At 42.9% G+C, this 21,698-nt stretch carries 18 protein-coding genes, 1 tRNA gene and 1 riboswitch; of the genes, 6 read left to right on the top strand and 13 right to left on the bottom strand.

Annotated elements, in window-relative coordinates; all coding sequences use genetic code 11:
* Positions 1 to 33: 33 nt before the first annotated feature.
* From cudC to V6D42_RS19295, 4 genes are all read left to right on the top strand, one after another.
* On the top strand, positions 34 to 576 hold the full coding sequence (gene cudC / locus V6D42_RS19310) for a choline uptake/conversion transcriptional regulator CudC (RefSeq protein ID WP_010331622.1): 543 nt from the start codon (positions 34 to 36) through the stop codon (positions 574 to 576).
* 208 nt (positions 577 to 784) lie between these two features.
* A complete protein-coding gene (gene bslA / locus V6D42_RS19305; RefSeq protein ID WP_268447305.1) occupies positions 785 to 1,330 on the top strand; it encodes a biofilm surface layer hydrophobin BslA in 546 nt (181 codons plus the stop codon).
* 156 nt (positions 1,331 to 1,486) lie between these two features.
* Positions 1,487 to 1,636, top strand: a riboswitch (cyclic di-AMP (ydaO/yuaA leader).
* A 71-nt stretch (positions 1,637 to 1,707) separates the two neighbouring features.
* A complete protein-coding gene (locus V6D42_RS19300; RefSeq protein ID WP_010331625.1) occupies positions 1,708 to 2,376 on the top strand; it encodes a potassium channel family protein in 669 nt (222 codons plus the stop codon).
* A 6-nt stretch (positions 2,377 to 2,382) separates the two neighbouring features.
* Positions 2,383 to 3,720, top strand: coding sequence for a TrkH family potassium uptake protein (locus tag V6D42_RS19295; protein WP_333514305.1), 1,338 nt, complete (start codon positions 2,383 to 2,385; stop codon positions 3,718 to 3,720).
* Between the two features lie 37 nt (positions 3,721 to 3,757).
* Here the strand turns inward: V6D42_RS19295 and V6D42_RS19290 are convergent, their stop codons facing one another.
* The 3 genes from V6D42_RS19290 to V6D42_RS19280 form a co-directional block, all read right to left on the bottom strand.
* On the bottom strand, positions 3,758 to 4,021 hold the full coding sequence (locus V6D42_RS19290) for a YiaA/YiaB family inner membrane protein (RefSeq protein WP_010331626.1): 264 nt from the start codon (positions 4,019 to 4,021) through the stop codon (positions 3,758 to 3,760).
* 107 nt (positions 4,022 to 4,128) lie between these two features.
* A complete protein-coding gene (locus V6D42_RS19285) occupies positions 4,129 to 4,977 on the bottom strand; it encodes a glucosaminidase domain-containing protein (protein ID WP_333514304.1) in 849 nt (282 codons plus the stop codon).
* 149 nt (positions 4,978 to 5,126) lie between these two features.
* Positions 5,127 to 6,689: an MFS transporter gene (locus V6D42_RS19280; protein WP_333514303.1), complete on the bottom strand. Its 1,563-nt coding sequence runs from the start codon at positions 6,687 to 6,689 to the stop codon at positions 5,127 to 5,129.
* Positions 6,690 to 7,238: 549 nt separating this feature from the next.
* Here V6D42_RS19280 and V6D42_RS19275 point away from each other — a divergent pair.
* On the top strand, positions 7,239 to 7,724 hold the full coding sequence (locus V6D42_RS19275; RefSeq protein ID WP_333514302.1) for a cysteine dioxygenase: 486 nt from the start codon (positions 7,239 to 7,241) through the stop codon (positions 7,722 to 7,724).
* 229 nt (positions 7,725 to 7,953) lie between these two features.
* Here the strand turns inward: V6D42_RS19275 and V6D42_RS19270 are convergent.
* The 3 genes from V6D42_RS19270 to V6D42_RS19260 all read right to left on the bottom strand — a co-directional run bounded on the left by V6D42_RS19270 (position 7,954) and on the right by V6D42_RS19260 (position 10,222).
* A tRNA-Ala gene (locus V6D42_RS19270) sits at positions 7,954 to 8,026 on the bottom strand.
* 107 nt (positions 8,027 to 8,133) lie between these two features.
* On the bottom strand, positions 8,134 to 8,964 hold the full coding sequence (locus tag V6D42_RS19265; RefSeq protein WP_010331630.1) for an undecaprenyl-diphosphate phosphatase: 831 nt from the start codon (positions 8,962 to 8,964) through the stop codon (positions 8,134 to 8,136).
* A 91-nt stretch (positions 8,965 to 9,055) separates the two neighbouring features.
* Complete coding sequence (locus V6D42_RS19260; RefSeq protein WP_010331631.1) at positions 9,056 to 10,222, bottom strand: AI-2E family transporter; 1,167 nt, start codon at positions 10,220 to 10,222, stop codon at positions 9,056 to 9,058.
* Between the two features lie 181 nt (positions 10,223 to 10,403).
* On the opposite strand from V6D42_RS19260, the gene V6D42_RS19255 reads away from it, so the two are divergent.
* A complete protein-coding gene (locus V6D42_RS19255; protein ID WP_333514301.1) occupies positions 10,404 to 11,390 on the top strand; it encodes a Gfo/Idh/MocA family protein in 987 nt (328 codons plus the stop codon).
* A gap of 38 nt (positions 11,391 to 11,428) precedes the next feature.
* On the opposite strand, the gene rhaA is transcribed toward V6D42_RS19255, so the two are convergent.
* The 7 genes from rhaA to mcpA all read right to left on the bottom strand — a co-directional run bounded on the left by rhaA (position 11,429) and on the right by mcpA (position 21,643).
* Complete coding sequence (gene rhaA, locus V6D42_RS19250; RefSeq protein WP_333514300.1) at positions 11,429 to 12,703, bottom strand: L-rhamnose isomerase; 1,275 nt, start codon at positions 12,701 to 12,703, stop codon at positions 11,429 to 11,431.
* Positions 12,704 to 12,718: 15 nt separating this feature from the next.
* Positions 12,719 to 13,033: an L-rhamnose mutarotase gene (gene rhaM / locus V6D42_RS19245; protein WP_168748615.1), complete on the bottom strand. Its 315-nt coding sequence runs from the start codon at positions 13,031 to 13,033 to the stop codon at positions 12,719 to 12,721.
* 14 nt (positions 13,034 to 13,047) lie between these two features.
* Positions 13,048 to 14,505, bottom strand: a complete 1,458-nt coding sequence (gene rhaB, locus V6D42_RS19240; protein ID WP_333514299.1) for a rhamnulokinase — start codon at positions 14,503 to 14,505, stop codon at positions 13,048 to 13,050.
* Entirely contained in the window at positions 14,502 to 15,287 is a 786-nt protein-coding gene (locus V6D42_RS19235) for a DeoR/GlpR family DNA-binding transcription regulator (protein WP_333514298.1), read from the bottom strand. The genes rhaB and V6D42_RS19235 overlap by 4 nt, the downstream gene beginning before the upstream one ends.
* A gap of 57 nt (positions 15,288 to 15,344) precedes the next feature.
* Positions 15,345 to 17,414: a bifunctional aldolase/short-chain dehydrogenase gene (locus V6D42_RS19230; RefSeq protein WP_333514297.1), complete on the bottom strand. Its 2,070-nt coding sequence runs from the start codon at positions 17,412 to 17,414 to the stop codon at positions 15,345 to 15,347.
* Positions 17,415 to 17,556: 142 nt separating this feature from the next.
* Positions 17,557 to 19,545, bottom strand: coding sequence for a methyl-accepting chemotaxis protein TlpB (gene tlpB, locus V6D42_RS19225; RefSeq protein ID WP_333514296.1), 1,989 nt, complete (start codon positions 19,543 to 19,545; stop codon positions 17,557 to 17,559).
* Positions 19,546 to 19,657: 112 nt separating this feature from the next.
* Positions 19,658 to 21,643 (bottom strand): methyl-accepting chemotaxis protein, encoded by a 1,986-nt coding sequence (mcpA, locus tag V6D42_RS19220; RefSeq protein WP_333514295.1) that lies wholly within the window; start codon positions 21,641 to 21,643, stop codon positions 19,658 to 19,660.
* Positions 21,644 to 21,698 lie beyond the last annotated feature (55 nt).

Genomic DNA, 21,698 nt, shown 5'->3' with positions numbered 1-21,698 from the left:
AAATTTAATTTTCTAAAGGAAAAGAGGGTCAGTATGGATGAAAATCCAGAATTTGCAGCTATAGAACAGGCACGGGATCTTGTTATTGACTCCATTGCTGAAACAATGGATCTTTACGGAATTACCCGAAGTGTCGGGATATTATATGGAACGATGTACATGCGGGACGAGATGACGCTTGACGAAATGCGGGAGGAGCTGCAAATGAGCAAGCCCAGCATGAGCACAGGTGTCAAAAAGCTGCAGGATTTAAATGTCGTGAAAAAGACATTTCACCGAGGCATCCGCAAGCACACTTTTGTAGCCGAAAAAGATTTCTTTAAATTTTTCACAAATTTCTTTCCGCCAAAATGGGAACGGGAAGTTCAGGTGAATGTATCAGCGATTGAAGAAGCTCAGGCTGATTTACAAGAGGTATTGCAAAAGGAAACGCTCAGTGAGGAGATGAAGAATGAAGCGCAGCGTTTATACGAGCAGCTGGAAAGTTCTAAAGCCTACTACGATTGGCTGAAACGTCTTGCTGAATCGGTGCAGAGCGGAGAGATTTTTAAATTTATACCAATTGAAACAAAATAATCAAGAAACGTCTGGAAATCCGGACGTTTTTTTGTTTTTTCACTTTAATTACTACAAATTTTAAAAATACGGGAAAAACACCCCATTTACTTCCATTTTATTTGATGGTAATTTTATGTAGGTAAAATTTGTATTTGGCCTTTTAAGAGGAGGTGGAAAGCAGAGGCAGGCCTTTAATCTTTATCACTTATTAGGGGGAATTTTTGTTATGAAACGCAAGTTATTATCTTCTTTGGCCATCAGTGTATTAAGTCTCGGTTTACTCGTTTCTGCACCTTCAGCTTCATTTGCAGCTGAATCTAAATCATCTTCTGCTCATACTGAGTCTACGATGAGAACTCAATCAACAGCTTCATTGTTTGCAACAATTACAGGAACGAGCAAAACAGAATGGTCTTTCTCTGATATCGAATTGACATACCGTCCAAACACGCTTCTCAGCCTTGGCGTAATGGAATTTACATTGCCAAGCGGATTTACAGCAAATACAAAAGATACGATGAACGGAAATGCATTGCGCGAAACACAGATCCTCAATAACGGTAAAACAGTAAGAGTACCTCTGGCTCTTGATTTATTAGGCGCTGGTGAATTTAAGTTAAAACTGAATAACAAAACACTTCCTGCCGCTGGTACATATACTTTCCGTGCAGAAAACAAATCACTGAGCATCGGAAATAAATTTTACGCGGAAGCCAGCATCGATGTGGCTAAGCGCAGCACACCTCCGACTCAGCCATGCGGCTGTAAGTAATCCCAGAGGGCCGGCTTTATGCCGGTCTTTTTTACGTTTATTGACGTCTTTCTCCCACTTTTCCCTCTATTTCCAGCTATCTTTTCACTTGTTTTAAATTTAAATTGACAAACACTAGAAACAGGAGTAAATTCTTGAGTGTTCAATTTCATAAAGTCTCTTTTACCGCTTAATCAAAAATGAACGGGGAAACCAATGATTGGCTGTTTCACAAAACGGCCTTGGGGTGAATCTTACTTAGTAAGAAGGGGTACTCTGAATCCCTAATCCGACAGCTAACCTCGTAGGCGTATGCAGAGAGGAGGTCTATTGTGACCATTCTTTGTAATGGTCTTTTTTACTTCAAAACGCTAATTTTATTAAGGGAGTCTTGAACATTGGGAAGAATAAAAAACAAGCAATTTGCCGTAATCGGGCTTGGACGGTTCGGGGGAAGCATTTGCAAAGAGCTGCACAGAATGGGACATGAGGTCCTTGCCATTGATATTAATGAAGAAAAGGTCAATGCCTTCGCTTCCTACGCAACCCATGCGGTCATTGCCAATGCCACAGAAGAAAACGAATTGCTTTCACTGGGAATCCGTAATTTCGAATATGTCGTTGTTGCTATTGGGGCGAATATTCAAGCGAGCACACTGACCACTTTGCTATTGAAAGAGCTTCACATTCCAAATATTTGGGTGAAGGCTCAAAATTATTATCACCATAAGGTGTTGGAAAAAATCGGCGCCGACCGCATTATTCATCCGGAAAAGGATATGGGCGTTAAAATCGCACAAAGTCTCTCTGATGAAAATGTCTTGAATTATATTGACTTATCCGATGATTACAGTATTGTTGAGCTGCTGGCAACACGAAAACTGAATTCCAAATCCATTCATGATCTGAATGTTAGAGCTAAATACGGATGTACCATCCTGGCAATTAAACATAATGGAGATGTTCGCCTTTCTCCTGCACCGGAAGAGATGATTTACGAACAAGACTGCCTGGTGATGATGGGTCATAAAAAGGATATTAAGCGCTTCGAAAACGAAGGGATGTAGACAAAGGTGAGACTTCATAAGGAAACTGTAATCAAGTGGGTTCGTTTTTCTCCCCCGCAAGTGCTTGCGATTGGTTTTTTTCTTACTATTATTATCGGCTCTCTTTTGTTAAAGCTCCCGATTTCTACTGCGAAGCCGTTGTCATGGATAGATGCCCTTTTTACAGCGGCTTCTGCCACAACTGTTACCGGGCTTGCAGTTGTTGACACTGGGACAGAATTTACGGTGTTCGGGCAAGCTGTCATCATGGGTCTGATTCAAGTCGGCGGGCTTGGCTTTATGACATTTGCTGTTCTAATCGTCATGATTTTAGGAAAAAAAATCGGATTGAAAGAACGAATGCTGGTCCGGGAGGCCTTAAACCAACCGACAATCGGCGGCGTGATAGGCCTTGTCAAGGTCCTGTTTCTGTTTTCAATCAGTATCGAATTGATCGCCGCACTGATCTTATCCATCCGGCTTGTGCCCCAGTATGGCTGGGCGTCGGGATTGTTTGCCAGTCTGTTTCACGCGATATCCGCTTTTAACAATGCTGGTTTTTCTTTGTGGCCGGATAATTTAATGAGCTACGTTGGTGATCCTACAGTCAACCTTGTCATTACTTTCTTATTTATCACAGGGGGAATCGGGTTTACGGTGCTTTTTGACATCCTGAAAAATCGGCGTTTCAAAGCCTTTTCATTACATACGAAACTGATGCTTGCGGGAACGTTCATTTTAAATATTGCTGCCACGCTGATCATCTTTATTTTAGAGTACAGCAACCCCGGCACGCTTGGTTCCTTGCATTTACCAGATAAACTGTGGGCTTCGTATTTTCAGGCAGTGACGCCGAGAACCGCGGGCTTCAACTCTGTGGACTTTGGCAGCATGAGAGAAGGCACCATTGTATTTGTCCTGTTGTTGATGTTTATAGGAGCAGGAAGCGCCTCAACGGCGAGCGGTATTAAGCTGACTACTTTCATTGTGATTTTAATGTCTGTCATCGCTTATTTAAGAGGGCAGAAAGAAACAGTTATTTTCCGCCGGACCATAAAATATCCGATCATCATTAAGGCCTTAGCAGTCAGTGTTATCAGCTTGTTCATCGTCTTTATAGGCATTTTTATCCTGACCATTACAGAACAAGCGCCGTTTATCCAGATTGTTTTTGAAGCCTTTTCCGCCTTCGGAACGGTCGGACTGACAATGGGGCTGACTCCCGAACTGACAACAGCGGGGAAATGCATCATTATTGCGATTATGTTCATCGGAAGAATCGGTCCGTTGACGTTTGTTTTTTCATTTGCGAAAACAGAAAAATCAAATATTCGTTACCCTGACGGTGAGGTATTTACTGGGTGATATTAAAAAAAATCCGGCATATTACATGCCGGATTTTTTATGATTCAATATGAGATTGATTTTGTCTTTTTTCCTGCTCCGCGATGATATCATTATCTTCCGCGTTATCACGCGTCACTTTTTGTGTAAGGATCGCGCCGACCGCTACAAGGATCATCACTGCAATGTAGTAGCCTTTTTCATTGAGTTCGAGATTATCAGCGTTATAGAGTCCGATACAAAACAAAAATACTCCCGCAAAAAAAGTAAAATAAGCTAATACAGTAAAGGCAACCGTGTTTCTCCGTCTATATTTCTGCACCTTTGTTCCCTCCTGAAGCATAGTTATTAAGTGATAACTTCCGTGGAATATTATACCTCAAATTCCCCTGAATGGAACAAAAAAATAAAAATACCAGGAAAAACGGCTTAGGTTGCTTCCTTAATTTCAACTGCTGAGTCATCAATCCAGCCGACCAGTTTATTATTGACTTGGAATTGGTACCATACGGACTGGCCTTTCTGTTTTTTAGATACAACCTTTATATCCTTGCCAACGTAAGATTGCGCAGAGGTCAGTTTAATGGATTGTTCATCAGTAGAAGGCTTAGACCATACATCTTGAACGGCGCTGTCTTTGATGGACCCTTTTAAATCCACAGCTTTCAGAGATGGATTCACTTCATCGTATTTATCTAAATCATACTTTTCCACAATGGCGCTGATTTTGCCAGCATAGTCCGGGTCTGTGGCATAGCCTGATGTTTGTAGAGCGCCTGCCGCTTCTTTATAATCCTCAGCTTCAAGCACCGGCTTATACTTCTTTTTATTCCACGATGTGCCTTTGACAAATAATTTGGCGTGATCATCCATTGATTCAAAAAACGTGCTGTATTTGCGGAATTTCGCGCGGATCGTTTTTCTTTCCCCTTTTTCAAATTCATCTGTTTCCATGGTGACGTGATGTCCTTTATAATTTCCTTTTACACCAAACAGGTTGTTGGCTTTAGAGGCAAGCTCGCTGTTTCCCCAGTCAGATTCGAGTATGGCCTGAGCAATCGTTATGCTGGGAAGGACATGATATTTTTCATATAAAATTTGAGCATGTCCGGAAAGGCTGTCAATAAATACTTGCTGTTCATCAATTTCTTCAGGTTCTTTGGATGTTTCAATTGGCTTTGAAAGAGTTGTCGCTAAAACAAACAAGGCTAGCGGAATCGATACAACGAAAAATAGAGAGATGAAGAGTCTACGTTTTTTCAGTTTTTTACGGGCCATGAAAACCTTCCTTCGATTTAAAAGATTACGAGTGTAAAGAATCTACCTTTAAGAATTTTACTTGTACTTCTAATATTTTTCAATTCTTTAGGGATAAAGTTTGAGAGAGAATACACAAAAAGCCTTCCCCCTCAAGGGAAAGGCAGTGATCAAGTATCTATTTTTGTAAGACCGTGCTGTTTAAAATGTCTGAGCGCATCACGATATTCTTGATCATGTATGACTTTATGAGATTTTACGTCAGCCTTTGTCAGCCCATGTGCGGAAACGGCCGGTTTTTCCGGAGCGGGTTTTCCTTTATCATGAGGCTTATGAGCCAGCTTGTGTCCCATCCCTGTGGCGTTCATACAAAACGATAAACAAACGAGCAGCACGCTCAGGATAAAAGAAATCAAAAAGAGATCATGATAGGCAGTCATCATGGCATCTTGCATTGATCCGTTTTGTCTGGCAGCATCCTTTTTCGTGAAATATCCGATCAGGATAGGCACGCCCATATAGATAAACAATCTTAAAAACTGAACAGCTGTCATTCTTTTGACCAGATCAGGAAGCGGGCCGCCCATTGCGGCTCCCATTAGTCCTGCTGCAACCGTCAGGCCGGTTCCTGCTGCCAGCATAATGAACAGCCCGGCAAACACATACAGAGACGATTGATACTGCATATGAAGCCACTGAACATTCACAAAAACGAGAATGAGAGAACCTATAATCCCCAGTACCCCTGGTCCGACTTTATCATAAAACAGAGCACTCGCAATAGCTGCGATGGCCACTCCGATTAATAGAGTCATGTTTAAAAGAATGAGATGATCTCGGGGAATATCATACATTTGACGAAGCAAGCCTTGAAAAGCTGCCAGGCTGACAGCTACCGTAATCGTTCCTGCCGCTATGATAAATAAACCGAGCACAGGTTTAGGCAGCAGCATCTGTTTAATAGAGATGAAAGGGTTTTTCACCTTATACTCTACATATAACAGAATGAGGAGCAAACATAAAGCAACCCCAAAACCAGCCCGTACATAACCTGATGAGAAGCCCCATTTTTGCAGAAAAATAAATGTAAACGCTGAGGCTGCTGCCACACATACAGATAAAATGATCCCTGCTCTGTCGAGTGATGACTGCTCCTTTTCTACTCCCCCATGATGCTCATCATAGAGAAAGAAATAACTCACTGCGATGCCGATCAAAGACAGTGTGCCAAAGGTAAAAAACAGCCATCTCCAGTGGCCGTAGCTCAACGCGATCGTTCCTAAAATCGAACCGATAATAACAGAGCCATAGAACCCGCCGATAAGCACCAGTAATGCGTAATTCCGCCGTTCAATCGGAAATGACAGAACAAGCATCGGAATCATAATCATCAGCATGACACCTGTAGCCGCTCCCTGTAAAAAGCGTCCTGCCGCCATCCATGCAATATCGCTTGAAAATGCGAAGAGCAGTGAGCCAATTATAAAAACGGGTAATGAAGCCAGATAGATCGGACGGGCGCCGAATTTTTTCCTTAGCAGCGGTCCTGCCGGAACTAATAAAGCGAAGGCCATATTGCCGATCAATATTGGATTTACTGATGTGAAGTCACTTGTTCCAACCGTCTTCTGAACAAGGCCTTGAACTGACGACAATGCCGTGTTAGACATCAATCCCGGCCCGACCGCTAAAACAGCGAGCAAAGAAATCACCCAATAGTGTTTTGTCTTCATGTTGTCATTCCTTCCTGTATGAATACATAAGAACACTTCTTTTTTTGAAAACAAAAGAAGCTAATAGATTTTGAATGCCATTAGCTTTTACCCTGGTTCTCTCCCCATCACGGGAAATAATATGATTTTATGATAATATGTGAAAAAATGAGCATATACTCAAACATTATTCCAAATCGATTGTGTTTTGTCAATGGCGCATATTTCAAGCACAAAACAAAGTCTGAACACCTTTTGCACGGTATCTTGACTTATGAGTCCCTGCTTGCTCCCTCAAGCAATTCAAAGTAGGCTGTTTTAAAAGTTCAACAGAAAATCCTTCCAGTCTTCATCTTAGGTCATGAAGGCACCTTTCAATTCACTGTTTCCATCAAAATTCCAACTAATAAACTCGAATAAGATGGTAATAAGAGCAACATTTTGACCGCACAATTTTTTTGTGTTCACTAGGCGTTTGCCGCCTCTAAATTGCATATGGGTAAATACCATGAACTAATCTGCGAAATACCAATGCTAGTCAATTCCAAATGATCCGGGAGGTAAAAACGAATGGAACTGTATGAGTGTATCGAAGAAATGTTTAGCGGCTTGAAAAATCCGTCGGTTAAAGATTTGGCAACTTCTTTAAAACAAATTCCAAACGCGTCAGAATTAAGCCAACGATATATCAAGGAACCAGACCAGTACGCTTACGGCCGAAATGCCATTTATAGAAACCATGAATTGGAAATGATCTTGATTCATATTCCCTCAGGCAAGGAGACAGCAGTCCACGATCATGGCCAATCCATTGGTTGTGCAATGGTGTTAGAAGGAAAACTTCTCAATTCTATTTATCGCTCCACCGGCGATCATGCAGAACTCTCCAATTCATATTTTGTCCAAAAAGGAGAATGTCTTTTTTCAACCAAAGGGTTAATTCACAAAATGTCCAATCCTACTTCCGAACGGACGGTGTCTCTTCATGTGTACTCACCCCCTTTGGAAGGCATGACGGTCTTTAAAGAACAAAGTGGTGTATTGGAAAACTCATGATTTACAGGTGAACTGCTTTACTTGATTAGTTGTTATTAGTCATTTTTCAAAACAAACCCAGGAGCCTAACGAAGGCAATACCTGACTTTATCATTAGAGATGTATACGCCCCTTATATATTAAAATGAAATGCTTGTAGGGATATTGAATTTGGATCAACAGAAGAGTTCAGCATGAAACCTTTCCATTAAAAACAAAAAAACCCTTATAGAATAAGGGTTTACAGGTATGGAGCCAAGGGGGCTCGAACCCCTGACCTCTACGCTGCCAGCGTAGCGCTCTCCCAGCTGAGCTATGGCCCCGTATGTAACGTCATGTTTATTATAGATGATTTTTTTTTGAAAAACAAGCTGTTCCTTTCTAATTGACAGAAAAAAATAAGGCCCTTTCCAGAGCCTTATTTTTCAATTCACATCATAAACAAAAGCAAAATGACGCCGAGAATGATTCGGTAGATTGCAAATGGAACAAGTTTGATTTTGTTAATCAGTCTTAGGAAGAAACGGACCACAAACAGCGCGACAACAAAGGCACAGATAAAGCCGACAATAAAAAATGGCATCAAATCTGAGCTTAAGCTGTCCCAATGCTTCACTAGGCTTAAGGTGCTGGCTCCCATCATAATCGGCATTGCCATAATAAATGTGAAATCGGCTGCCGCACGGTGATTCAATCCGAGAATAACGCCGCCGGAAATGGTTGAGCCGGAGCGTGAGAAACCCGGCCAAAGGGCAAGACATTGGAATAAACCGACGCCGATTGCCTGCTTATATGAAATACGGTCTAGGGTGTCTGTCGTTTCTTTCCGTTTATTAATCCAATCGGCTGCAAGCATTAAAACGGCCCCGGCAATTAGGCCGATGGCCACAGTGCGGACTGAAAATAAGTATTCATCAATATAATCCTCAAACAAAAAGCCGAGAACCGCGGCCGGCACAAGCCCTACTGCGATTTGGGCAATGCTTAACTTGTGACCATGCTCTTGGTCACTCGTGATATTTTTTTTCAAGCCAAGCAAATTTAAAATCCTGTCTTTAAACACGATGGCAACCGCTAAAATAGAGCCAAGCTGAATGACAACTTTAAATGAGTTGGCAGCTTCCTCAGACATGAGACTGCCTGATTTAAGCCAGATATCGTCCACTATAATCATATGTCCTGTCGAAGAAACCGGCGCGTACTCTGTTAACCCTTCTACGATTCCTAAAATGGCAGCTACAAACAATTCCCATAGAGTCATGATTTTAATTCTCCCCATTAGACATTTATTTTTTACATAACGGGAGCCTTCCATAAATGGAAAGCCCGTCTTATATAACTATAAATGAAATTTATGCTTTATGACTCTTTGCATTTTCATTTTTTTCTTCATCGTATAGATGCGACTGCATTTTAAACCAGTCAAATAAATGTGTCGTAATGACTTTGGTAACCGCATAACCCGGAATGGCAAGAATAATTCCGATAACACCAAACAGCTTGCCTGCAGTTAACAGCAGAAAAATAATGGTGATTGGGTGGATATGAAGGTTTTTCCCCATAATTTGCGGGGAGATCAGTTTCCCTTCAATAAGCTGAACAATCGTCCAAACGATCACGAGCTTGAGCAGCATCAGAGGCGATGTCACAATAGCGATAATAATCGCAGGCGTAATGGCGATTGTCGGTCCTAAATACGGCACGATGCTTGTACAAGCCGCAATAACGGCAAGTAATGAAGCGTAATCCAGTCCGATGATCAAATAGCCGATAAACAGCAAAAATCCAATGCAGAAGCTGACAATGACCTGTCCTCTGATATAAGAACTCAGCCGATGATTCATTTCGCTTAATACCGTGTATGTTTGTTCTTTTAATTGTGTCGGTACAAACTTCAGTATGTAGATCGGCAATTTCTTTCCGTCCTTTAACAGATAGAAAAGAATAAATGGAACTGTCACGATCGAAATGATAATCTCAGTTAGGGCGCCGATAAAATTCCCAACGCCGGTAAAGGTGCTGTTTACAATCGTCGCTGCCTGATCTGACACCTTTGTCGCGAGATCAGATATATTAATGTTCATCGTTTGCTGCGCCTGATTCACAAAGTTACTTCCGATCAGCTCTTTTGTCTGATTCTCAACAACATCCACATATCTCGGGATGTTGTCAATCAAGCTCATAATTTGTTCTTTTAAAAAGGGGATGATGGATACAATCGTAATCGTGATCAGCCCGATAATCAACAGATATAACAGCACAATGGAATAGACTCTTCTGATTCTTCTTCTCTCAAGGAAATCAACGACAGGGTTTAACAGATAGAAAACAATGCCTGTTAAAATAATCGGAAGCGATATCGTTTTGAGCAGAACAATGATCGGGGTGAAAATAAATGATGTTTTTGTAAATACGAGAATATTTAAACCAATCAGCAGCAGCACAAGCAGAAATAGAACAAACTTGTTGTCCAAGAAAAAACGCTTGAATCTGCCGCTCCATGTTTGCAACGTCTCCACTATCGTTCCTCCGTCATACATAGTTTAAGTAAATTGTACACTATCGTACCTATAATGAAAAATAAAAACCGCTAATTGCTGGAAAAACTTCCTTGTCTAAAAAAATATGATGTAATCTATCATGTGAGTTACTCCATTTTAAGCTATAATTTAGCTATATCATACAAAAGGAGCGATATGCGTGATACGATTTGCAATAGTAGGAACCAACTGGATTACAGACCGCTTTCTAGAAGCAGCTTCAGAAATTGAAGATTTTCAGCTTACCGCCGTTTATTCAAGAACGCCTGAGCGCGCTGCTGAGTTTGCTGCTCGGCATGGGGCTGCACATACCTTCTCAGATCTCCAGAAAATGGCGGCAAGCGATGATTTTGATGCTGTATATCTCGCCAGCCCGAATGCTCTTCACAAGGAGCAGGCGATCCTCTTTATGAATCATGGCAAACATGTGCTATGCGAGAAACCGCTTGCTTCAAATGCCAGAGAAACAGAAGAGATGATTTCAGCCGCTAGAGCGAATGGAGTTGTCCTCATGGAAGCAATGAAGACCACATTCCTGCCTAATTTTAAAGAGCTGAAAAAACACTTCCATAAAATCGGCTCAATCCGCAGATTTACCGCAAGCTACTGTCAGTACTCTTCAAGGTATGATGCGTATAGAAACGGAACTGTTTTGAACGCGTTTCAGCCTGAGCTGTCTAACGGCTCATTGATGGATATCGGCATCTATTGTATTTACCCTGCCGTTGTGCTGTTTGGAGAGCCGAAATCCGTAAAAGCGAACGGCTACACTTTATCTTCCGGCGTTGATGGAGAAGGCACCGTCATCCTCTCATATGACGGATTTGAGGCCGTACTGATGCATTCTAAAATCTCAACTTCCTACGCGCCTGCTGAAATCCAAGGAGAGGATGGGACAATTGTGTTGGATACGATCCATCGTCCTGAACGAGTGGAAATTCGCTATCGCGACGGCCGTCTGGAAAACATTTCGCTCTCTGATCCTAAACCGGCAATGTTTTACGAAGCGGCTGAATTTGTTTCACTCGTGAAAGAGAAGAAGCAGGAATCTGAAGAAAATACATATGAACGCTCCTTGATCACTGCGAAAATCATGGAGGAAGCAAGAAAACAAATGGGGATTGTCTACCCTGCTGATCAAGCCTAAAAAAACCGCCCGCGGCATGTTGCACGCGGGCGGTTTTTTTAAATAATCGGTGAGGATGCCTGCCTTTTGAAAAGCACGTTTTGTTCATATTCTTTGATATCATTGAGCCAAGCCTCTTTTACCGGCACTCCCATTTGCTCACAGTAATAATCCCAGATGGCACCGAAAGGATAGGTTTTAAATTCCTCCATCAGCGCCAGCCTTTCTGTAAAGCGCCCCTCTTCTTGCAATTGTTTTAAATGGTCATTCGGGAGAAGCAAAGCGTACATTAAAGCTTTTATCATATTTCTCGTTCCAATAGTCCAGGCGGCGACACGGTTAATGCTGGCATCGAAAAAGTCCAGACCGATGGCGACTTTCTCTAATGCCTGATTACGGACGATCTCAAGGGCGATTTCTCTCAATTCATCGTCTAACATCACGACATGGTCACTGTCCCAGCGAACGGGGCGGGATACGTGCAGGGCGAGTTTGTCTGTGTAAAGCAGCATCGCCGAGATCTTGTTTGATACCGTTTCTGTCGGGTGGAAATGTCCTGTATCGAGCAAGCATAACTTATGGTTCGTTAAAGCATAGGCCAAATAAAACTCATGAGACCCGACGACATATGATTCTGATCCAAGTCCGAACAGCTTGCTCTCGACCGAATCAACATTGTAGTCTTCACTGATTTCCTCTTGGAATATCCGATCCAATGATTCCTTTAATCTTTTGCGCGGCGTCAGCCTGTCACTCGGAATATCCTTATAGCCGTCCGGAATCCAAATATTCGTCAAGCAAGGCGTGCCTAATTCTTTGCCGAAATACGCTCCGATGCGGCGGCACGCGATGCAGTGATGAATCCAAAACTCCCGGATGGAGGGATCAGGGTGTGCGAGTGTAAGCCCGTCATCCGCTTTCTCATGTGAAAACAGTGTCGGATTGAAATCTAATCCGATACCAAGACCCTTCGCCCACTTCACCCAATTTTCAAAGTGATGCGGCTTCAGCTGATCACGTTCTATAACTTCTCCGTTTGTTTCTGCGTATATTGCGTGCAGATTGACCCGATGATTTCCCGGAATGAGAGATAGCGCTTTCTCCAGATCTCTTCTTAGTTCTTCCGGGGTTTGCGCTTTTCCGGGATAATTGCCTGTCACGTCAATTCCGCCGGAAAGCTCACCCTTATTAACTTCAAACCCTTCAATGTCGTCACCCTGCCAGCAGTGGATTGAGATCGGAACTTGCTGTAATTGCCGGAACACAGCTTCAACATCAATTCCCCATTTTTCATATTCTAGTTTTGCGCTGTCATAATTTGCTTTTATCGTCATATGGCTCTCTCCCTTTTATTCGAAATAAAAGACTTCCTTCAGATCGATCGAAACGGGACTGTCATCGGCGTTTGTTTTCATTAATGGCGCCATTGACTTCCACCATCTGCGGCAAACCTCTGTGTCCGCCATGTTCCTCCACTTTTCCTCATCCTCTATCTCTAAATAAGCAAATAATCGGCCTGTCTCTTCGTCTAAAAAAATAGAATAGTGATGTGCCCCATGGGCTTTAAGCGCGTCTGCCATTTCTGGCCAAATGTCATCATGCCGCTGTTTGTATTCCTTGAATTTATCTTTATGGACGAACATGATACTCGCTTTTCTTTTCAAGCAGATCACCTCTTTTATTTAGATAACGCTTTCAAAACAGTTTGATGATAGGACTGAATGATGGCGCTTCTGTCAGTATCTTTAGGCAAAAACATTTTAATGGGAAAGGAGTTTCTGACGATCTCGCGGGCCTGGTTTACATCCTTTATTTCTTTGGCGGCAATCATTTGCATCAAAAGATTTCCGATGGCTGTCGCCTCAGCAGGTCCGGCGTATACCGCTTTTCCGCTCATATCAGCGGTTAATTGATTTAAGAAGTCGTTTTGGGCGCCTCCTCCGATAAGATGAAGCTGTTGAATGTTTTTCCCTGTAATGGTTTCTAGTTCTGAGATGGCTATCGCATAGATGATGGCTAAATTGCTGTAGATACAGCAGGCAAGTTCGCCTGCTGTGTGAGGAATCTGTTGGAAGGTTTCTCTGCAATAATGTTGTATTTCCTTTATCATGTCATCCGGATTCAGAAAACGATCATCATTTAAGTTGATAAACTGCTGAAACGGTTTTGTTTTTCCGGCTTCTTCTGCCAGTTGCTGAAAATTGTAATCTTCTCGTAATTGTCTTCGGATTTCTTGTATCATCCACATGCCAATGATGTTTTTCAGGAAACGAATGGTGTTGTTTGCACCGCGCTCATTTGTATAATTGTTTTTCAATGCGAGTTCATTTATAATCGGTGTTTCGTTCTCAATTCCGATTAGCGACCATGTTCCGCTGCTGATATACGCCCAATCATTGTTTATAGCTGGTGCGGCGAGGACAGCTGAAGCAGTATCATGCGTTGCGACGGTAATCACCCTGCAGGCCGGCAGATCATAGGCTGGAAACCATTCATTTCTTAGTATGCCGAGCTCCTGTCCTGGTTCAGTCAGCGGCGGAAATTGAGGTGCCTTAACAGACACGGCTTTGAGCAATTCGGGATCAAACTTTCCTGTTGAGGGGTTTAAGAGCTGTGTCGTGGACACATTTGTGATTTCTGCTGCTGCTTTGCCGGTTAAGCAATAGCCTAAATAATCCGGCACCATTAAAATCTGCGCTGTTTTTCTCAGCAGCTCTTGGTCTTCTTCATATAATTGATAGATCGTGTTAAAAGGCAGAAATTGAATGCCTGTTTTTTGAAAGATTGTTTCTTTTGATACCGTTTGCATAAGCTTTTCCATTGTGTTCTCTGTTCTTTTATCCCGGTATGATATGACTTCTCGTAAGCGGCTTCCTTTCTCATCCAGCAAGACGTAATCAACGGCCCATGTATCAATGCCGACAGTGCAGCAGTCATAGCCAAGGGCTTTCACCTTTTGCAGCCCATGCAGGATTTGCTCTAACAAGTGATCAATATCCCAATAGCAATGTCCGTCTCTTTGCATGAAGCCGTTTGCGAATCGGTGAATCTCTTGTACCGCAAGCTTTCCTTCCTGGAGTTCGCCTATGATGACTCTCCCGCTTGATGCCCCTATATCAACAGCAGCATATATCATTCTTTCACCCTTTCTTTAGGAAGGGGGACGGCTGTCACTTTCACATTCTTTTCTTCAAGGGCTTTTACTGATACCGGATCAAGTCCAGAATCTGTAATGATGCAGCTGACATCTTGCAAAGAGGCGATATGTGAAAACTCGCGGTTCCCCCATTTGCTTGAATCGGCCATCAGAATGGTCTGGTCCGACCTTTCAATCATCCGTATTTTGAGCAGTGCCTGCCACTCATTTGAGTCGCTCATTCCATGTTCCATATCAAACCCTTGGCAGGACAGAAAGGTTTTATTTACATGATAGGTTTCAAGTGAACGCTCAGCTAACGGTCCCGCAAATGATAATGATTTTGTCAGCAAGATACCGCCGGTTGAAATAACTGATATCTTTTGTTTTTTGCTCAGTTCAATGGCTGCCTTCATTGAGTTTGTAATGACAGTGAGCTCAATATCAGGGAGTATTTTCGCCATGTACCAAGCGGTGGTGCTTGCATCGAGAATGATTCGGTCACCGCTTTTTACATATTTGGCCGCTTCATGAGCAATGGCTTTTTTCTCTATTACATTTGTAATTTCACGTTCAGAAAAATGAATTTCTGACTCCTGCTGCTGAATGCTGACCGCACCTCCATGGCTGCGGCTCAGCTTATGCTCTTTCTCAAGCTTCTCAAGATCACGCCGAATCGTTTCTTCTGTGACAGAAAATATGTCACTCAATTCGGATACGCGGATGCTTAAACGCTTATTCACTAGTTCGACTATTTTTTTCTGCCGTTCTGCTACTAACATCGGTAACGTCCTTCCTCAATAATATCCGTCTTGTGGTTCCCATATCATAGCATACTTCTAACGCGTAAAAGCTGCCGGGACGCCGCCGTCTACTGTAACCATACATCCTGTCGTCTTTTCGGCTTTAGAAGAAGCAAGGAACGCGATTGATTCGGCAATATCCTGCGGGTAAATATTAACCAAAAGCGTCGTGCGTTTCCGATAATGTTCCTCTAGCTGATCTGGCTCTATTCCATATGCCGCAGCCCGTTCCTCCCGCCAGCTTGATCCCCAAATGGCTGAGCCTTGGAGAACCGCGTCAGGCAAAACTGAGTTTACTCGAATGCCGTATTCTCCTCCTTCTGCCGCAATACATCGTGCCAGATGGGTTTCAAGCGCTTTTACCGAACTGTAGGCTGAAGCGTTTTTTCCCGCATAGACAGCGTTTTTTGATCCTACAAACACCATGCTTCCGCCTATGTTTTGCTGTTTCATTTGCTTAAACGCTTCGCGGGCCACGAGGAAATAGCCTGTTCCCAATACATTGATATTGAGATTCCATTCTTTTAAACTAGTTTCGTCAAAAGGGCTTGATGTTGCCAGCCCGGCATTATTAACGACAATATCAATTCCGCCGTAGGTAAGCGCTGCTTGTTCAAAGGCAGACTGTACCTCTTCTTCGTTTGTCACATCCATTTTGACAACCATTGCGCGTCCTTCTCCGTACGTTTCGTTTATTTCCTCGGCAATTTTTTGTGCGCCTTCTATATTCAAGTCAGCCGCAATTACGTGTCCGCCTTCAGCCGCAAAGCGTCGGCAGGCTGCACTTCCGATTCCGCCGGCTCCACCTGTTACCAATGCTACTTTTCGAGAAAATTCTGCTTCCGGCGGGGCCAGCGTGAGTTTATATAATTCCAGCGGCCAGTATTCAACATGATAGGATTCATTTTCGTTTAGTGAAACAAATTGTCCGAGTGAGGTAGAGCCTTTCATTACAGCAATAGCTCTCTGATATAAAGCACCGCTTACTTTTGACATGGCAAGGCTTTTTCCCGTATTGACCATTCCAATGCCAGGAATCAAGATGACACGCGGCGCTGATTCAAAGATTTGATCGCCTTCCTGCTGATTGCGTGCAAAGTAAGCTTGATACTCTGCTTTGAAGCGCTTGATCCCTGACTTCAGCAGATCCTCCAACTCCTGTGCATCTTGCGTTTCCGGATTCCATTCAATGTACAGCGGGACACGCTTTGTATGAACGAGGTGATCCGGACACGCAGCGCCGATTTGAGAAAGCTCCGGCGCTTGCACGCTGTTTACAAATTCTAATACCTCTTCATGATCGTTATAGGAAAGGATCATTTGCTTTTCATCGCTTACAGCTCCTCGGATAACTGGCATGATACCCGCCAGAATTTGTTTCCGCTTATCTTCTGGCAGTGACTCGTATCGCCTTCCGCCGAATCGCTGTTTTTGGTTGATGCGTTCATGAATGTACTGCTCGGCTTCTTGAATAATGGAGATCGTTTTCTCATAACACTTCTCTGACGTATCTCCCCAAGTGACTAAGCCGTGTTTTTCCATTAAGACAAGCTCGGCATTTGGATTGTTTGCCACGCCGTCTGCGATCATTTTAGATAGAGTAAATCCCGGTCGAACGTATGGCACCCACACAAACCGGCTGCCGTAAATGTCTTCGGCAATTTGTTTTCCATTATCAGCGCAGCAAATGCTGATAATCGCATCCGGATGGGTATGGTCAACATGATTGTATGGCAAAAATGCGTGTAAGAGTGTTTCAATGGAAGGGCGGGGATGTTTGCTATCTATCATACAATGAGACAAGTAATCTACCATTTCTTCATCAGACATCTGATCTCTTTTGATCAGCGGACGGATGTCATCTAATCTCAGACCGGTAAAGTTATGCGCTTTCATTGTTGCCAAGTCTGAGCCGCTTCCTTTTACCCACATCACTTCTATTTCGCGGCCTCTGAAATCCTTCTCCGTTGTTTTCATCGACGTATTGCCGCCGCCCCAGTTGCATACAGTGCGGTCTGCTCCGATTAAATTGGACCGATACACCAATTCTTCAACACCCTTTGACAGCTGGGCGGCATGTTCTGAATCCCATACATGTTTCACCATTTTCATCTACCTCCGTCCCTTTTACTTGTATCCGCTTTCATTATATATCATGTTTGTTTGTTTTTGAATACCTTTTGTTTATTTTTGTTTTTATTAAGAAACAAAAAAGAAAGCAGCAAAGATATGCCGCTTTCTTTTTCTATTAAGATTCAATTTTAAATTTTTTCGTAATGTCTTGAAGTTCTTCCGCCTTGTTCGCCAATGTTTCAGCTGAAGAGCTGATTTCCTCCATAGACGCAAGCTGTTCTTCCGCCGAAGCCGCGATATCTTGAATACCCGCTGAGCTTTCTTTCGCTACTTCGGAAATTTCCTCAACCGCACTTGATACTTCCTGTGATCCGACTGATAGCTGTTCAACCGTCGCATTCAGATTTTGCAATTCACCGGATATTTGCGATGTCATCTCGTAGATTTGCTTAAAGCTTTCAGCTGTTTGGTCTGTAATTTGCAAGCCTTCTTTTACTTCATGATTTACGGATTGGAACATAGAGAGTGACGTGCTGATCTCTCTTACAATCTCTTGAATTAATCCTTCAATTTCCTTCGCAGAATGTGCTGATTGCACAGCAAGTTTTCTGACCTCTTCTGCTACAACAGAGAAGCCTCTGCCGTATTCCCCGGCTCTGGCTGCCTCAATTGCTGCATTTAAAGCCAACAAGTTCGTTTGATCTGCAATGCCGTTAATGACATTTAAGATGCTGGTAATGTCCTGAGATTTTGTTTCCAGGCCTTTGACAACAGCTTCCGCTTTTTGAACGGATTCATCGATTGTCTTCATTTGGCCGACAGTGTGCTCTACCAGTTTTTCTCCGCTTCCGGCTGCCTCAGAGGACTGGATCGAAGACTTCGTAATGGTTGATGAAGCCTGAGCCACTTTTGATATGCCGTGGTTCATTTGAGAAAGATGATCTGAGCTTGTTTCCAATTTCTCGCTTTGCGCCTCGTTGCCATTTGAAAACTGTTCGATTGCCAACGTAATGTGTTCCGTCGCCTTACTCGTTTGAGCTGCACTTGCCGTCAGTTCTTCAGAAGATGAAGCCACATTTTCTACAGACGTTTGAATAACACCGATGACAGAACGCAATGATTCAGACATTTCGTTAAAGCTTTCTCCTAGCTGGCCAAACTCATTTTTCGACTGAATATCAATCACTTCCGTTAAATCTCCGCTGCTGATTTTCGCAGAGGTTGAAACCAGTTTTCTTAACGGTTTGGTGATGGCGCGTATAATAAAGAGAATGAGTATGCCTCCGATAACAATGGACACGCATAGAATGATAACGGCAGTGTTCAGTACCGGACTTGAAGCATCTTGCAATTCACTGACAAAGTACGTACCGGCAATTTTCCATCCCGTCAGTTTATTTGTCGTAAATGCCATTTTCTTTTCTTTGCCTTCGAAGGTATATTCAAATGAGCCGTCTGCTTTAGAATATACCTCTTTTGTCCAGTCGCCGGATCCAGTTGTTCCAGGCTTAATCGTCGGATGGGCGATATATTTTTTATCGCCTGATGTAATAAATGCAAAGCCGTTTGTACCGATTTTTATTCTCTGTGAAGCTGCCAGCACTTCATCCAGATTTAAATCAAGCGCTATGACCCCTGAGCCATCTTTTAATTGTTTGGAAATTGTAACCACGATATCTCCTGTCGCTTCGTCAGTATACGGGTCTGAAAAAACAGCCTGTCCTTTTTTCGCAACGGCTTGTTTGTACCAGTCACGTTCTGTCGGATCGAAACCTTTAGGAACGCCGCTTTCCGGATATTTGTAAAGCTTTTTATTTTCTGAAGCCGCATAGATTGCTCCTACATCGGCATTTAGTGTTGTGTACTGCTTAAATTTTTCATTCAGTAAGGTTTTGTTTTTCCCTTGCAGTATGTCTTTATCAATCGTCTCACTGTAATAATCAATTGCTTTTACTTTATGATTCAATTTGTTTTCAAGTGTGCTGTTGAGTTCTTCAACGTTTCCTATTGCACTATTCGTAAGTTCCCTGTCCAGTGCGTTCCAAGCTGATTGATAACTGAAATATGCTAATACCCCAATCGGCAAAATAAGCACTGTCAGAAACGCAGCGATAAGCGGTTTGCTGATTGATGGCTGTTTGATCCAATGTATGAATTTTCCCATTCTCGATAATTCCTCCTTTAAGCTAAAAATAATATCGTCAAGCTAGGACAAAAGCTTTAATAAAAAAACTAAAAAAAACACCCAGGTGCAGAACCCTGGGTGTTTTGACCAACTATTCGATTTTGAATCGTTTTGTCATATCGCGAAGCTCTTCAGCCATGCTTGAAAGTGTTTCTGCTGATGAGCTGATTTCTTCCATAGAAGCAAGCTGCTCTTCGGCTGATGCCGCGATATCTTGAATGTGGGCTGAGCTCTCTTTTGAAATCGATGCAATATGCTCAGACGCTCCCGATACCTCTTCAGAGCTGGCAGAAAGCTGCTGCACCGTGGCACTCATGTTTTGCAGTTCTCCGGCTATCTGGTTTGTCATTTCAGAGATTCGTTTAAAGCTTGTCTCTGTTTGATCTGTGATGTCAAGGCCTGTTTGCACCTCTTGGTTCACAGACTGGAACATGCCGAGAGATGTGTTGATTTCTTTCACAATTTCAATGATGAGTGCTTCAATTTCTTTAGCTGAATCAGCGGACTGTACAGCCAGTTTTCTGACTTCTTCCGCTACGACGGAGAAGCCGCGCCCGTATTCGCCTGCGCGCGCCGCTTCAATGGCAGCGTTTAATGCAAGCAGGTTCGTCTGGTCAGCAATACCGTTAATCACGCGCAGAATGTTTGTGATGTCTTTTGATTTGGTTTCCAATCCGCGAACAACTTGTTCCGCCTCTTTTACAGACTTGTCTATCACGTTCATTTGGCCAACAGTCTGATGAACAAGCTGTCCGCCCGCACTCGCAATTTCTGTCGATTGAACAGATGAATCTGTAATGACTTCAGAGGCTTGGGCCATATTCGTCAATCCGTCATTCATCTGATAAATATGCTCTGCCGCTGTTTCGATGTTTTCATTTTGTTTTTCATTGCCATTTGAAAATTGTTCAATCGCCAATGTGATATGCTCGGTCGCCTTGCTTGTTTGCGCGGCAGATGCGGTCAATTCCTCAGAGGAAGCGGCAACATTGTCTACCGAATCCTGAATGGCGTGTATGAGAGAGCGAAGTGAAGACGCCATATTGTTAAAGCTTTTGCCCAGTTCGCCCAGTTCATCTTTTGAACGGATATCAATCGTTTCCGTTAAATCTCCCTCACTGATCCGTTTTGAAGATCCAACAAGCTGTTTCAGCGGCGTCGTGATCGATCGAATAACCAATGTCATTACGATGATACCGACGAGAATGGCTGCAATCAGGACAATTGATGCGAGGTGAAGTACAGGCTTAGCCGCATCATGAATCTCGTCCAGATACATAGTCCCGCCTATCTTCCATCCCGTTAGCTTGTTCGTATCAAAGGCCATTTTTTTCTTATCGCCGTTCAAGCTGTATTGAAAATCGCCTTTATCGGCAGACAGCATCTGTTCAAGCCAGTCGCCTTTCAATTCGGTTCCTGAAGTCTCTTCAGGATGCGCAACGACCTTTTTGTCTTTCGTCATAATAAAAGCATAGCCTTCTTTGCCGATGTTCACTTGTTTCGTCGTTTTCAGCAGGTTATCAATCGTCATGTTGATTGCGATAACGCCTGATCCGTCTTTTGTCTGCTGGGCAATTGTCACAACCATTGTGTTCGTAGATGCTGTTTTGTATGGATCTGTTACGACGACTTTGCCATTATTGGCAACCGCTTTTTTGTACCAGTCCCGTTCAACGGGATTATAATCGCTTGGCATCGGCAGATCCGGGTAACGGGTAAAGCGCCCGTCTTTGTCACTCGTATAAATAGATTCTACGTCTTTATTAATTTTAATATATTGTGAGAATTTCTCTTCAATGCTGGCATTGCTCTTTGCTTTATATTTCTTTTGTGTCAGCCATTCGCTGAAGTATTCGGCGCTGTTTTCTTTTTCTCCGATGCTGGTGTTAATGATTTCGTTTAGTTGCTGTACATTTTCTAATGCGCTTCCCATCATCTGTCTGTCGAGCGAGCTGCTGGCAGATCCATAAGCAATCGCCGCTAATATGGCAACTGGTATGATAAGAATCGATAGAAAGGAAACAAGAAGCTTCCGTGTAATTGATCTCTGTTTAATAAGTTGGAGTATTTTTTTCATCAGTTCATTTCTCCTTTTTTATGCTACCCTTCATATCGGCTGAAAATGGGTAAAT

This window comes from Bacillus sp. 0909A, assembly GCF_036765115.1.
In the GTDB taxonomy this organism is placed as follows: domain Bacteria; phylum Bacillota; class Bacilli; order Bacillales; family Bacillaceae; genus Bacillus; species Bacillus mojavensis.
This window is presented reverse-complemented; position numbering and strand designations above follow the sequence as displayed.